Raw genomic sequence first — 13,899 nt, 5'->3', positions numbered from 1 at the left:
TTTAAAAAACTCCCTAACAACACAGCTCGAAACGGTGGCCGTAAACGATTATTCCATCTCTTTTTCGATCAACTGAATGATGATATGAATAATCTTAATATGAATTTCCTGAATGCGGTCTGCATAACCAAAGTGTGGCACGCGGATTTCAATATCTGCAAGGCCTGCCATTTTGCCGCCATCTTTACCTGTTAGCGCAATCGTCTTCATGCCTTTCGCTTGTGCTGCTTCAATCGCTTTCAGGATGTTACCTGAGTTACCTGAAGTCGACAGACCAAACAGTACGTCACCTTTTCGACCAACCGCTTCTACATAACGTGAAAACACGAAGTCATAACCAAAGTCATTACTCACACAAGAAAGGTGGCTTGGATCTGAAATAGCAATACCAGCATAGCCAGGACGATTTTCTCGGTAACGGCCTGTTAGCTCTTCGGCAAAGTGCATTGAATCACAGTGAGAACCACCGTTACCACATGACAATACTTTACCATCTTGCTTGAATGAGTCAGCAATCATTTTCGCCGCTGCTTCGATTTGCGCAATGTTATGGTCATCGCTTAAAAATTTGTTGAGCACTTCAGCAGCTTCGTTTAATTCACTTCTAATCAGATCATGGTACATAAGACGTTCTCTTTATTATTTCGGCTTCAGTCAGCTCTAGACTCACTGAGCAAATTGTTCTGATACCAATTTGGTATCGGACATTTCATAAACCTGAGCTCGGGTTTGATTACTCTGAGTTTACCCACAAACGAGAATTAGTGTCGATAGTGAACCAACAGATTTAGATTAGTGATGGTAATAAACTTGTCAACTTGCTCATGAAACCATCACTCAAATCTCAACTTTAGAATTTTAACTCTACTTAGATCACTTTTTATCCAATCTTATGTTTTACATTTCCTTAATATTTTGATTACACTTAAACCAACTGGTTAGACCTCTTACCTAACATGCAGACGTACAAAACTTATAAAGTCTGAAAAGGAAAATATATATGGACATCTTGCTCTCAATCATCACGATGGCGATCGTGCTAGGCATTACGCTCTACCACCGCATGTCTCTCGTGAAATCTATTAGCTTACTCACCGCGGCCATGCTGGCTCTTACAGTAGCAGGAACTGTCGGCGTTATTGGTTGGGCTATTTACGTTCTCGCCGCAGCTGTGCTCGCGGTTCCTGGCGTACGTCAGTCTTTAATTAGCCGCAAAGCGTTAGTACTTTTCAAGAAAGTGCTGCCAGCTATGTCTCAAACCGAAAAAGAAGCGTTAGACGCAGGTACCGTCTGGTGGGAAGCCGAACTGTTTAAAGGCAAACCAGAGTGGCAAAAGCTACACGCGATTCAAGCACCTAAGTTAAGTGCGGAAGAACAAGCCTTTTTAGACGGCCCTGTGAATGAAGTGTGCGCCATGGTGAGTGATTTCCAAGTGACCCATGAACTCGCGGACTTACCGCCAGAAGTTTGGCAATACCTGAAAGATCATAAGTTCTTCGCCATGATCATTAAGAAAAAGTACGGTGGTCTGGAATTCTCAGCATACGCGCAATCACTAGTACTACAAAAACTAACGGGTGTTTCTGGCGTTCTATCGTCTACCGTTGGTGTTCCTAACTCTTTGGGCCCAGGTGAGCTACTGCAACACTACGGTACTGAAGATCAAAAAAATCATTACTTACCGCGTTTAGCTGAAGGTAAGGAAATCCCTTGTTTCGCCTTAACGAGCCCAGAAGCGGGTTCTGACGCAGGCTCTATTCCAGATTACGGTGTGGTCTGCAAAGGCGAATGGGAAGGAAAAGAAGTACTGGGTATGCGCCTGACTTGGAACAAGCGCTACATCACCCTAGCGCCAGTCGCAACGGTACTAGGCTTAGCATTTAAACTTCGCGATCCTGAAGGTTTGCTAGGCGACAAAGAAGATCTTGGCATCACTTGTGCGCTTATCCCAACTGATGTCAAAGGTGTTGAGATTGGTAACCGACACTTCCCACTCAATGTGCCATTCCAAAATGGTCCAACGCGCGGTAAAGACATCTTTGTTCCTATCGATTTCATTATCGGTGGCGAAAAAATGGCGGGCCAAGGTTGGCGTATGCTGGTTGAGTGTCTGTCGGTTGGACGTGGTATCACGCTACCTTCAAACTCAACAGGTGGCATCAAAACTGCGGCAATGGCAACCGGTGCTTACTCACGTATTCGCCGTCAGTTCAAACAGCCGATCGGCCATATGGAAGGAGTTGAAGAACCATTAGCACGCTTGGGTGGTAATGCTTACGTGATGGATGCAGCAAGCAACTTAACCGTTGCGGGTATCGATTTAGGTGAAAAGCCATCAGTAATCTCAGCTATCGTGAAGTATCACTGTACGCACCGCGGCCAGCAAAGCATCATCGATGCAATGGACATCGTAGGCGGTAAAGGTATCTGTATGGGACCTTCTAACTTCCTAGCTCGTGGTTACCAAGGTGCGCCAATCGCGGTAACGGTTGAGGGTGCTAACATTCTAACACGCTCAATGATCATCTTTGGCCAAGGCGCAATTCGTTGCCATCCGTACGTTCTTGAAGAAATGAACGCGGCGTATTCTGAAGCAAGTAATGCTGTCGAGAAATTTGATAAAGCGCTTGCTGGTCACGTGAGCTTTACAATGAGTAACCTAGTGCGCAGTATCTGGTTTGGTTTGAGCGACGGTCTGGGCTCTTCATCACCAACCAAAGATGCAACCAAGCGTTACTACCAACAATTGAACCGTTACAGTGCAAACCTTGCTCTGCTATCGGATATCTCAATGGCAGTGCTAGGTGGCTCTTTGAAGCGTAAAGAGCGTCTATCAGCACGTCTTGGTGACATTCTAAGCCAGCTATATTTGAGCTCTGCGACGTTGAAACGTTTTGAGCAAGATGGCCGCCCAGTCGAAGATTTACCATTAGTACACTGGGGTCTACAAGACAGTTTGAAACAAGCGGAAGTGGCAGTAGATGAGTTCTTAGCAAACTTCCCGAACAAAGTGATTGGCCGTGCGCTACGCGTGTTAATCATGCCATTTGGTCGCGTACGCAAAGCACCAAGCGATAAACTAGACAGTAAAGTGGCACGCATTCTACAAACGCCAAGTGCAACGCGCTCACGCATTGGTCGCGGTCAATACCTTGAACCAACCGAGCACAACGCAGCAGGTAAGATTGAGCTTGCACTATCAGTCATTCTTCAAGCTGAGCCTGTGTTTGACAAAGTATGTAAAGCGCAAGGTAAGCGTCGCCCATTCTTACGTTTGGATATGATTGCTCAGGAAGGGCTAGAGCAAGGCTTTATCACGCAAGAAGAAGCCGATCTACTCAGAGAAGCGGAACAGCATCGTCTAGATACAATCAACGTTGACGATTTTGAGCCGGAACTGCTTGCCGCAAAGCCGCTATACCCTCAGATGGATAGCGTCGCATAACTCTAGAATCTGAGACCACAAACGGGAGTATCAGCTCCCGTTTTTTATTGCTTCCAGAATAGCGTTCATAACACCTCACACCACGAAGCCCCTGCGCAATCGCAATAAAAGCCACGCACTCCAATCTTTCCCCCGATTTCCAGTGATAACGAACTCACAGACGTTCCAACTAAGCGGTGTATACTTTAAGTAACTCACTCACATATATGGTAAATCCGTTGGCTAAAATATTACTCGCACAGTGGTTCCCAGGGCTTGTTCAGCTTAAGCATTATCAAAAAGAATGGTTTGTTAACGACTTCAGAGCCGCCTTTTCTGTTGTCGCGGTTGCACTGCCAGTTGCCATAGCTTATGCACAGTTAACTGGTGTATCCGCAATTGTCGGTCTGTATTCGTGTGTACTGCCAATGTTGGTTTACGCCATGATGGGCACATCTCGACAACTCATTGTCGGACCCGATGCAGCAACCTGTGCAGTGATTGCTGCTGTTGTGACACCACTTGCCGCAGGTGACCCCACAAAACATTGGCAGTTGGTTATGACCATGACAGCGATGACGGGGATTTGGTGTGTACTGGCAAGTCGTTTCAAGCTAGGAGTGTTTGCAGATTTCCTTTCTCGTCCGATTCTTTTGGGTCTACTCAACGGTGTTGCTCTCACAATTATCGTTGGTCAGTTTGCGAAAGTAGTCGGTTTGAAATACGAGCAACGTTATTTACTGGAACGTTTATGGGAAGCTCCACAACGATTAACCGATCTTCATTGGCCTACTGTAACTCTGAGTATCGTGACGGTTGTCGTTTATTTGCTCACCAAACGCTACCGACCAACTTGGCCTGCTGCCATGCTGGCGATCCTCGTAACTACTGCGTCAGTTTGGTTTTTCCATTTACAAGAGATGGGCGTATCGGTTGTCGGACTCACTCAAGGTGGCTTCCCTCAGTTTCAAACACCGGAATTTGAGCTAGGTGAAGTTCGTGAACTAGTAGTCCCGGCGCTCAACCTTGCGATTGTCAGTTTTGTTAGCATGATGCTCACCGCCCGCAGTTTCGCGGCTAAAAACGGTTATGATATTGATGCAAATAAAGAGTTTCAGGCGTTGGGTTTTGCCAACATTGCCTCAGCGTTTTCACAAGGTTTCGCAATAAGCGGCGCTGACTCACGCACAGCCGTCAATGATGCAAATGGCGGTAAATCTCAATTAGTTTCGATTGTCGCCGCAATCACCATTGCCATTATTGCGGTATTTATTTACGAGCCTTTGCAGTTCATCCCTATCGCTTCACTTGGTGTTGTATTGATCATTGCGTCCCTATCGCTGCTCGATCTTAAAGCAATTTGGAAATTAAAATCTCGTGACAAAGATGCATTTTATCTGGCCATCATTACTTTTATTTCTGTGTTGATCGTGGGTGTAATACCGGGGATCACTTTGGCGGTATTGCTAGGGCTGTTTCAATTTTTACGGATTGTCATGCGACCGAGTGATCAGCTACTTGGCTTGGATGAAAAAGGTACCATTCGGACCATCGACGACTCAGGAAAAGCTTCGCCTATTCCTGGAATGGTGATTTACCGCTTTAACTCACCGCTAACTTACTTCAATGCTCCTTACTTTAAACGTAGAGTGTTAGAGCAGGCAGAGCATCACAAAGACGCAAGTTGCGTTGTCATCGACGCCGTATCGAGCTTTACTCACTTGGATCTCAGTGTGATGGCAACACTGGCAGATATTCACAATACTTTGAAAAAGAGAGGCGTACGCTTAATCCTAGCAGGAAGGAAACGACGTCTTCGTCAATGGTGTGAGCTTACTGGTATCAGCACCAGTGAAGGAGGCATCTTACTGCGAGCTGATATGTACCTTGCCATTAAACTTAGTGGCTGTTACATCAGTGCTGTGGGTGAGGGACAAATTCCTACTGTTCAAAAAGAGCCTGATTTAGAGCAGCCACCCAAACCAATTCCAGAAGTGGCTTAAATAGAAATTTAATATAGAAAACAGGAAATTAAACTCCTGTTTTCTAGTGCTTATCTTCACAGCTGAATACGTGTTATGCCTTTGGCTTAAACTTTTTTGTCATCCCTTGGCTTTTAGGAGCCACCAGCCTATAACCAAGCTTTTCGTAAAAGACCGGTTCATCAGCAATCATAGAAACGTAAGAGCCTTCAAGTGCAACAGAAGAAAGATAACCGTCGATGTATTCCATGACTTTTCTACCTAAACCGTTACCTTGATAATCAGAATCAACGGCAACGTCGACAATTTCGAAGTTACACGCCCCGTCACCAACAACCCGACCCATTGCAATGAGCTTTCCTTCATCCCGAACAGATACGCCATATAACGAATTGGGTAGACCAATTTCAGCAGCTTTCAACGATTTGGGTGATAGCCCGGCTTTGACACGCATATCACAGTATTCTTTCGGGCTTGGCACATGCTCTTCATATCTTATTGTCATTATGTACTACTCCTTTGTATCACCTTGGAGCTTACATAACTAAACTGTATAAATAAACAGTTAGACGTTGGAAAGATGTTCCCATTAAGCACACAAAGTATCAGGTCTAGAAAAGAAGCCACCGACAACTCTGACGCCATAATAGATATAAGTTGCTCTGAAGCTAGACATTCCTTTTTCTAAACATGTTTCTCTCAACAACGTATCCGCATGCTTTCGAGCACTTTGTGGCAACACCTCTTCCCTCATGAGTTGGTAAAGAGCATCATGCACTAAAGAAGCTTTCATAATGTTTTTTGTGTCTAACGCTGGCCCACTCGCTCCATCCCATGCATAGCCCTTTTTAATCGTTAACACGCCTTGTTTGGACAAACTAAGAAAAGGGCTGTCATACGCGTTACTCACTGAAATGTGAGTCTCAATCTTTTCTTCAGAATGGAGAGTGTATTTATACTTCTGACGCTTTTTGTATTTCATCAGAGACCTCGCGTTTACTTATTCTTATTTATCACGCACAGCTGAATATTTATCCAGAAACCCTACAAGATCGGCTCTTGTTATTATGGCGTACTACCTATTACAAAGCCCAAATCAATATGAATAGAACTCCATGCAATCAATAAAGCCAGAACCCCTGACTTTATTGATCAAAATTCAACCAGAAACCCTTATTCTGAAGGAAGTCTACTCAATTTTTTATGGATATCTTCTACAAAATTGGCTTGTTCACTTGGAGAAACCTCTAGAACATAATGAAAAAACGGACTTGTATGCTCAGTAATTTTATACTCTTCACTTAACAGCTTAATTACTTGTTCATGATTAAATCGTGCGGAGACTAAGCCACTCTCGGTTTCTTGAGTTATAACTATATAGTGAGCGGTTGGAAAAACCGTAAACCTTCCTTCGACAGGAAACCAGGGAGCAAAAGAAATAATCTCGTCATCAATTATGTATGCTTGAGGTTTACTGACATAAGTGTAAGGGTACTTTTCATCTAAATAGGGTCTTGCTGTATCAAACAAGCCATCATAATAAGTTGGTATTTCTACTTTTTGGATTTTACTTAAGGGATCGAAAGTGAAGGTATCAAGTGATTTTGAATTATTACTTCCCGAATCTGGATTATTAACACCATTATCAATAGAAGAACAACCTACAATTATCACTGCACAAAAAAAAGCTAAAATTTTATTCATTATTTCTTTTATCTTTAATTGATTGTTTTGAAAGTTAGTCACATTAAAAATGCAACCAATTTAGAAAGTAAAAATGATATATTATTTATATAAAATCCCAAACATATATTTGAATACAGTAAACTTAAATATTCATAATTTATCCATTTTTCTTCTTCCAACTTGGTAACTTGATAAAAAAACGGAGCCGATTGGCTCCGTTTCTCGCTTTATGTGTTACTACTATTTCTTTGGTACTTCTAATTGCATCTCTGGCATGGCATCGCGCTTCGCTTTAATTTTGCGCCAGACTATCCATGCAATGATCACAATCAGCAGCATTATCACGTTACCCACCGCGATAATAATCATGCTGCGCTTACGCTCAGCCTCCCGCTCAGCGATAATTTGCTTTTCCATTTCAATACGGCGCTGCTCGGCTAATTCAGCTTCTTTTGCAATTCGAGCAGCTTCTAGATCAACTTCATCAACAACACTGAAGGTTTGCTCTGGAATAGGAAACACCAACGGACGCTGGGTTGCAAAATCAGTGGTAAAGATCTCGCCGCGCCATGCGTACTTACCAAGCTCAGCATCGTTATTGAGGTTCAACGTAACTCTCATTCCATCTTTAGAGACCTGTCCTTGGCGGTAACTAATGAAACCATCGGGAGCGTCCTTTTTCACTGTGACTGCAATAGAGCCTGGTGCAATCATACCTTGCTCGCCACTCACCACTAATTGGTGTGGCTTATCGGGATTACGAGCCTGAATAAAAGTACGAGAGATTGGGTTCGGATAAACCAAGATGACTTGTTCTTGCGCTCGTAAAAATACGCCATTGCCAGACGTGATGCGCGCGCGGTACTTACCAGGCTCAACGTCTATTGGGAGCTGAACCGTAAACACACCATCCCCTGCTTTTTCATCCAAGCCTCGGCCGTCATCAGAAAACTCACCCACAACCATCGGCACTGGACGTGCTTCTTTGATCAGCTCATCTTCATTTTCGACAAACTTGGTAAATGTCACGCGCAGATTCACGCGATCAAGGAAGTCGCGCAGTACAAGAGGTTTGCCGTCGGAGGTCAGGCGAGCTGTAAACTTAAGCGCTTCCCCATTATATAATCGGTTTGGGAACAGATCCGTACTGAGCTTTAGGTGAGAAATTAAGCGGATGTTATTTTTAGGCGTAACTTTCCCCACAGCCTGCCATGGACCTGGCATCGGGCTATCAACGGAAATAATATCGAGTGAGGCTTCTTGATACCAACGTACATTGTCGTAAGAGCCCCAGGCATAGTATTTTTTACCGTCAGGACGGACTAAAACAACTGGCTGAGAACTTTGCTCACGATAAACCAAAAACGTGATCTGCTCGATGGTTGGATCAACTCGAAAGCGATTGTCTAACAAAGACATTGTAGATTCACTCGCAGCACTCGAGAGACTACTCCATATCGCTAAAAACGCGACCAACAAAGCCCTCAACATAGCTTCTCCTATTGATGCCAAATACAGTCGTTCACCAACTCTAATCTTTTTTGGTGAGCTTCTAGTTCATCGGCACTTGCGCGCAAAACCTTTAGCGCTTTTCTTCCTTCAATACGACGAATGGTTTCTACTCCACCCTCTTGTTTATTCGCGTTAAATTCTAGACTCGTTTGACCACCCGTCATAAAGAGGTAAACGTCGGCTAGAATCTCCGCATCGAGCAAAGCTCCGTGGAGAGTACGGTGCGAGTTATCAATACCGTAACGTTCACATAAGATATCAAGGTTGTTTCGCTTACCAGGGAAGATTTTCTTCGCCATAGCAAGGGTGTCGGTCACCTTGCAGTAGTCGTCCGTTTTGCCGATGTTAGGATCGAGCATGCCAAACTCGTAATCCATAAAGCCGGTATCGAAGGGCGCGTTGTGGGCAACAAGTTCTGCGCCTTTAATAAACTCAAGAAACTCTTGGTGCACGCTCGCGTATTCCGGTTTATCAACCAAGAATTCATCCGTAATACCGTGAACTTCCACCGCTTCTGGTTGGATTTCACGATCGGGTTTTAAATAAACGTGGAAGTGACGACCAGTCAGCTTACGGTTGATGATCTCCACGGCACCGATTTCAATAATGCGGTGTCCCATGTAGTGAGGACCACCCTCGCGGTTCATACCTGTGGTTTCGGTATCGAGAACGACAATGCGGTTATATTCAGAATTGCTGCTGGTATTCATAAGGTTATGTATGTCAGACTATGCTTTATTAAATGTTTCGGCTAATAGTACCAAAAAATATGACCAAACACGTTGAGATTTTCACTGACGGTTCTTGTTTAGGTAACCCAGGACCAGGTGGTTACGGCATAGTATTGCGTTACAAAGACGTAGAAAAGACACTTTCCAAAGGCTATACGTTAACTACCAACAACCGCATGGAAATGTTGGCGGCTGTCGTCGCGCTACAGACGTTAAAACAACCTTGTAAAGTCACTTTAACGACTGACAGCCAATATGTGCGCCAAGGTATTACTCAGTGGATCCATAACTGGAAGAAGCGTGGTTGGAAAACAGCGGATAAAAAACCCGTGAAGAATGCCGATTTATGGCAAGCTCTAGACAAAGAAACCGCACGCCATCAAGTTGAATGGCATTGGGTAAAAGGCCACGCAGGCCATCGTGAGAACGAAATGTGTGATGAGCTAGCCCGGACTGCTGCAGAAAACCCAACTGAGGAAGATACAGGTTACCAACCCTCTTAGCGAGATTCTTTCCTCATAGTGTTACCCTCTCGATTCATCACCCCAAGTGGTGTGAGCTTTTTCTTCAAGCGCCAATGCGGTTTGATAGGCTTGAGAGGGTATGTCCGTTTCCGCGCGACTATGTAATACAAACTCCCAGCGGGTGATGCCCAATCACCAAGACTATTTTCCAACCATGTCCACATCGTACGGTAACGTTTCATCGGAAACAGCGCATAACGATCACAATGAATCACTTGATAATTAAGTAACCCTAACCAATCTTTGATGCGGTTCGACGTAAACATTCGTCCACTCCAAGGCAAATTATGTTTACGCCATGGAAGTAAACTCGCTAATCCAGTCAAGCTTAATGGGTTGAATCCAGTAATAATTACATAGCCATCATCCATCATCACTCTATCGACTTCACGCAACAAACGGTGTGGATCGCTTGCATAGTCGAGCTGATGAGCGAGTATCACAACATCAAAGCTTTTTTCCAAAAAGGGTAATTCGTAACCATCTGCAATCACATTATGCAACGGGTTCTGGATATCTACGTTGACTTGGTGTTGAATGTTACAATTACAGCTGGTTAGCTCACAGCTCAACCCGCCCAGTTTGAGCATATGGTAGCCGAAGAGTTTCGGACACCATTCATCAAGTCGGGTCTGGATTGACTCAAGCACCCACGGACCGTTGTTCATTGCTGACCAAGTCGACGGGTGTGGTATAGTTTTGTTGCTGAGTGCTGGTTTCATTAACCACCTGACTAAAATGGGTGACGGAGAACGAATCGTGTTAGAGATCAAAAGCATACCCGCATTTAATGATAATTACATCTGGCTGATACAAAATAGCGATAAGCGCTGCGCAGTCGTTGATCCGGGCGATGCGAAGCCAGTATTAGAATTTCTGCAGGCTAACGAATTAACTTTAGAAGCGATTTTAATTACGCACCACCACAACGATCACATTGGTGGCGTTCCAGACTTAGTGCGTGCATTTCCTGACGTCGCCGTTGTGGGCCCAAAATCAGAGCCAATTCCAACCCTAACGACACCAATGGAAGAAGGCGACAAGCTGGAGTTGTTTGGTGAGATTTTCTTAGTACTTGGGTTACCCGGCCATACTTTGGGCCATATCGGTTACGTTGGGGACGGAAAACTGTTTTGCGGTGATGTGCTCTTTTCTGCTGGCTGCGGTCGTATTTTTGAAGGTACGCCTGAGCAAATGTTTGAATCACTGAGCAAACTAACGTCTCTACCAGAAGAAACTCAAGTCTTCTGCGCGCATGAATACACCGCGAGTAACGTGGCGTTTGCTCTAGCGGTTGAACCTGACAATGAGCAACTTCGCCAATATCGCGACGATGTAAACCGACTGCGAGCACTCAACATTCCGACACTTCCAACAACAATACGCAAAGAAAAGTGGATTAATCCGTTCTTGCGAACCTCTAACCCTGACGTGGTTCAATCTGTTGCTAGTCGCATTAAAAATAGCGATCCATGCTCGGTTTTTACTGCTTTACGCGAGTGGAAGAACGAATTTTAACCATTTTCTGCTTGTAAGTTTGCAAGACCCCAGTATTATCAGGGACTGATTTTTCGAGAAGCGCCACTGGCGCTTCTCTTACGTTTGGGGTTGATATAAATCTATTTGAATTTCTCCCCATTGCATAATTAGAAGCTCTTTGCCTCTATAAATTAGTTAGTGTTTAAAAGATGTCTATTATCTTGCGACTGCCACGCACATTACGTTGCGCGACAGGCAGGTGAAGATAAACAGGCCCTAAATAGGCTGAATCCATGCGTTTGAAGTATACTTGGGCGTTGGCGTTGTTATTATCTGGCTGTCAATTGACTCAGTCAGATTCAACGTCTTCTACACCAGAAACCAATAAATCTGAGCAGACTGCAAAGCAAAATGCAGTAAAAGCTCAACCGGGCAATAAATCGTCACTAGCAAAAAAATCCGCTAACGACGCGCCTAAAGTTCTCTCCCCCCAAGAACAAGAAGATGTGTGGCAACGTATCGCCATGCAGCTGGACATGGATATCCCAAACCACAAGAAAGTGGACTACTACCGTACGTGGTATTTAAAGCACCCAAATCACCTTTACACGGTATCTAAGCGTGCGACTCCTTTTCTATACATGATCACAAAACGTATCGAAGAGCGCGGACTCCCAATGGAGCTTGCATTACTTCCTGTAGTGGAAAGTTCATTCGATGCCTTTGCCTACTCACATGGTAGCGCGGCTGGGTTGTGGCAATTTGTCCCAGGCACCGGAAAAATGATGGGATTAGAGCAAAACTACTGGTATGACGGTCGCAGAGATGTGGCAGCAGCAACGGATGCAGCGCTGGACTACCTAGTACAACTAAACGAGCGTTTTGATGGTAACTGGGAACATGCAATCGCCGCTTATAACAGCGGTGGAGGCCGAGTTTCTAGCGCAATTCGTAAGAATAAAAAGCTCGGTAAACCTATCGATTTCTTCTCATTAGACTTACCAAAAGAGACCAGCAGTTACGTTCCTAAGCTATTGGCCTTGGCTGACGTTATCGCAAACCAAGACAAGTACGGACTTAATATTCCTGCAATTCCAAACAAGCCTGTTCTAACGCTTGTTGATCCAGAAGAGCAGTTAGATCTGGCTATTGCCGCAGATTATGCCGGCATTAGCGTAAAAGAGTTGCAGAGTTACAACCCAGCATACAACCAGTGGTCGACAGCGCCTGAGGGGCCGCACCAACTTTTGATTCCCGTAGAGAAAAAAGAGACTTTTCTCACCAAGGTGGAGAAAAATCGCGGTAAAGGGATGAAGGTCGCTCGCTACAAGGTGAAATCTGGTGACTCTTTAAGCGTGCTAGCTAATAAATACGGCACAACCACGAAAGTCATTCGACGTGCCAACGGCCTATCGAATAACAACATTCGTATTGGTCAATACCTATTGATTCCGACATCAACAAAAGACGATGCAAAATATGCATTAACGGCACAAAACCGATTAAACAAGACTCAATCTCGTGCTCGTGGTCAACTCAAGCTCACCCATGTCGTTCAGTCTGGAGAAAGTTTGTGGTCAATCGCACGTAACAATAAAGTGTCGTATAAATCGTTAGCTAAATGGAATGGTATGGGCCCTAAAGATCCATTGCGTGTGGGTCAAAAGCTAGTGATTTGGAAAGACTCAGACAAAGGTTCTGTGATCCGTACCGTTTTCTACAACGTTCGCTCTGGCGACACCATTAGCGGCATTGCAAGCAAGTTCAAAGTAAAAACGAACGACATCGTGAAATGGAACTCGCTACACAAGAAAAAATACTTACAACCGGGTCAAAAGCTTAAGTTGTACGTTGACGTAACGAAGGTAAGTGTATGAACCCATCAAGCAATCCACTTGTGATGCTGTTGGACATTTTTCGTTCTCCAACATCTTGTTTTCTTGCGCTTTATCAACGCGGTGGATGGGGATGGCAACCGTTCATCTTCCTGATGCTTAGTCCGTTTTTATTCTGGGGTGCTTACTTTTCGAATGTCGATTTCACGTGGCTCAGTGACCAACTTGCTGCGCAATTTCAGCAAATCGACCCGAAGCAGATTGAGCTATTAGAACCAAACACGCTAATGGCAAGCGCGATCATCAATGATGTATTCAACCGCTTTGCCACCTTACTATTGCTCGCGCTTTGGTTCTTTCTTGCAACAAAGGCAAGCAAACAACAATACGGTTACTGGAAATGGTTTGCCGCATCGTGTGCTATCTTATTCCCAGCAGTATTGGGCGATGTAGCAAGCTACGCGAGCTTGCTACTCAAGCATGGTCAGGTAATGACTTACGCTGCCGATTTAAATAGCCTCAATGGTCTATTAAAGCTGCCTCTTACTAACGAATGGTCTCATTTCGCTAGCTCGTTACCTTTGCTTCTGCCTTGGTACATTGTGCTCGGCTACGGCGTTGTACTGACGTGGACGGAGTTTGAACGTGGCCAAGCTTTGGTGATAGCAAGCCTGCCATGGGTATTCTTCTACGTTATTTGGGCACTTTATATTGTGGTAACCTAAG

13 protein-coding genes are annotated in these 13,899 nt (G+C 44.6%); 6 read left to right on the top strand and 7 right to left on the bottom strand.

The annotated features are described in order from the left end of the window. Nucleotides 1-48 precede the first annotated feature (48 nt). Entirely contained in the window at nt 49-624 is a 576-nt protein-coding gene (gene lpcA, locus R8N49_RS03605) for a D-sedoheptulose 7-phosphate isomerase (RefSeq protein WP_005380392.1), read from the bottom strand. A 376-nt stretch (nt 625-1,000) separates the two neighbouring features. Between lpcA and fadE the strand changes: the two genes are divergently transcribed. Both fadE and R8N49_RS03595 read left to right on the top strand, forming a co-directional pair. Next, a complete protein-coding gene (fadE, locus tag R8N49_RS03600) occupies nt 1,001-3,445 on the top strand; it encodes an acyl-CoA dehydrogenase FadE (RefSeq protein ID WP_005385392.1) in 2,445 nt (814 codons plus the stop codon). Between the two features lie 206 nt (nt 3,446-3,651). After that, on the top strand, nt 3,652-5,427 hold the full coding sequence (locus R8N49_RS03595) for a SulP family inorganic anion transporter (protein ID WP_005380390.1): 1,776 nt from the start codon (nt 3,652-3,654) through the stop codon (nt 5,425-5,427). Nucleotides 5,428-5,500: 73 nt separating this feature from the next. On the opposite strand, the gene R8N49_RS03590 is transcribed toward R8N49_RS03595, so the two are convergent. The 5 genes from R8N49_RS03590 to dnaQ all read right to left on the bottom strand — a co-directional run bounded on the left by R8N49_RS03590 (nt 5,501) and on the right by dnaQ (nt 9,314). Further along, nucleotides 5,501-5,911, bottom strand: coding sequence for a GNAT family N-acetyltransferase (locus R8N49_RS03590; RefSeq protein ID WP_017633770.1), 411 nt, complete (start codon nt 5,909-5,911; stop codon nt 5,501-5,503). An 84-nt stretch (nt 5,912-5,995) separates the two neighbouring features. Continuing rightward, nucleotides 5,996-6,388, bottom strand: a complete 393-nt coding sequence (locus R8N49_RS03585) for a DUF1353 domain-containing protein (RefSeq protein WP_017633769.1) — start codon at nt 6,386-6,388, stop codon at nt 5,996-5,998. A 191-nt stretch (nt 6,389-6,579) separates the two neighbouring features. After that, complete coding sequence (locus R8N49_RS03580; RefSeq protein WP_258489259.1) at nt 6,580-7,110, bottom strand: hypothetical protein; 531 nt, start codon at nt 7,108-7,110, stop codon at nt 6,580-6,582. Nucleotides 7,111-7,332: 222 nt separating this feature from the next. Continuing rightward, nucleotides 7,333-8,583: a TIGR03503 family protein gene (locus tag R8N49_RS03575; RefSeq protein WP_047102600.1), complete on the bottom strand. Its 1,251-nt coding sequence runs from the start codon at nt 8,581-8,583 to the stop codon at nt 7,333-7,335. A gap of 8 nt (nt 8,584-8,591) precedes the next feature. Continuing rightward, nucleotides 8,592-9,314, bottom strand: coding sequence for a DNA polymerase III subunit epsilon (gene dnaQ / locus R8N49_RS03570; protein ID WP_005380385.1), 723 nt, complete (start codon nt 9,312-9,314; stop codon nt 8,592-8,594). A gap of 59 nt (nt 9,315-9,373) precedes the next feature. On the opposite strand from dnaQ, the gene rnhA reads away from it, so the two are divergent. Further along, complete coding sequence (gene rnhA, locus R8N49_RS03565) at nt 9,374-9,838, top strand: ribonuclease HI (protein WP_005380384.1); 465 nt, start codon at nt 9,374-9,376, stop codon at nt 9,836-9,838. On the opposite strand, the gene R8N49_RS03560 is transcribed toward rnhA, so the two are convergent. Further along, a complete protein-coding gene (locus R8N49_RS03560; RefSeq protein WP_017636046.1) occupies nt 9,835-10,581 on the bottom strand; it encodes a class I SAM-dependent methyltransferase in 747 nt (248 codons plus the stop codon). The genes rnhA and R8N49_RS03560 overlap by 4 nt on opposite strands. Before the next feature lie 37 nt (nt 10,582-10,618). Between R8N49_RS03560 and gloB the strand changes: the two genes are divergently transcribed. From gloB to R8N49_RS03545, 3 genes are all read left to right on the top strand, one after another. Beyond that, nucleotides 10,619-11,377: a hydroxyacylglutathione hydrolase gene (gloB, locus tag R8N49_RS03555; protein ID WP_017636045.1), complete on the top strand. Its 759-nt coding sequence runs from the start codon at nt 10,619-10,621 to the stop codon at nt 11,375-11,377. Between the two features lie 254 nt (nt 11,378-11,631). Continuing rightward, nucleotides 11,632-13,215 carry a LysM peptidoglycan-binding domain-containing protein gene (locus R8N49_RS03550; protein ID WP_017820746.1) on the top strand — a complete coding sequence of 528 codons (1,584 nt, stop codon included), beginning with the start codon at nt 11,632-11,634 and terminating at the stop codon, nt 13,213-13,215. Beyond that, nucleotides 13,212-13,898, top strand: a complete 687-nt coding sequence (locus tag R8N49_RS03545; RefSeq protein ID WP_005380375.1) for a YIP1 family protein — start codon at nt 13,212-13,214, stop codon at nt 13,896-13,898. The genes R8N49_RS03550 and R8N49_RS03545 overlap by 4 nt, the downstream gene beginning before the upstream one ends. Nucleotide 13,899: the final 1 nt, after the last annotated feature.

It is taken from the genome of Vibrio sp. 1978 (assembly GCF_033344345.1).
This window is presented reverse-complemented; position numbering and strand designations above follow the sequence as displayed.

Excerpts from the sequence above, each read along its gene's own strand:
- rnhA (WP_005380384.1), top strand. The coding sequence starts at position 9,374 with ATGACCAAACACGTTGAGATTTTCACTGACGGTTCTTGTTTAGGTAAC.
- R8N49_RS03590 (WP_017633770.1), bottom strand. The coding sequence starts at position 5,911 with ATGACAATAAGATATGAAGAGCATGTGCCAAGCCCGAAAGAATACTGT.
- R8N49_RS03560 (WP_017636046.1), bottom strand. The coding sequence starts at position 10,581 with ATGAAACCAGCACTCAGCAACAAAACTATACCACACCCGTCGACTTGG.
- R8N49_RS03545 (WP_005380375.1), top strand. The coding sequence starts at position 13,212 with ATGAACCCATCAAGCAATCCACTTGTGATGCTGTTGGACATTTTTCGT.
- R8N49_RS03595 (WP_005380390.1), top strand. The coding sequence starts at position 3,652 with ATGGTAAATCCGTTGGCTAAAATATTACTCGCACAGTGGTTCCCAGGG.
- fadE (WP_005385392.1), top strand. The coding sequence starts at position 1,001 with ATGGACATCTTGCTCTCAATCATCACGATGGCGATCGTGCTAGGCATT.
- R8N49_RS03585 (WP_017633769.1), bottom strand. The coding sequence starts at position 6,388 with ATGAAATACAAAAAGCGTCAGAAGTATAAATACACTCTCCATTCTGAA.
- R8N49_RS03550 (WP_017820746.1), top strand. The coding sequence starts at position 11,632 with ATGCGTTTGAAGTATACTTGGGCGTTGGCGTTGTTATTATCTGGCTGT.
- lpcA (WP_005380392.1), bottom strand. The coding sequence starts at position 624 with ATGTACCATGATCTGATTAGAAGTGAATTAAACGAAGCTGCTGAAGTG.
- dnaQ (WP_005380385.1), bottom strand. The coding sequence starts at position 9,314 with ATGAATACCAGCAGCAATTCTGAATATAACCGCATTGTCGTTCTCGAT.
- R8N49_RS03575 (WP_047102600.1), bottom strand. The coding sequence starts at position 8,583 with ATGTTGAGGGCTTTGTTGGTCGCGTTTTTAGCGATATGGAGTAGTCTC.
- R8N49_RS03580 (WP_258489259.1), bottom strand. The coding sequence starts at position 7,110 with ATGAATAAAATTTTAGCTTTTTTTTGTGCAGTGATAATTGTAGGTTGT.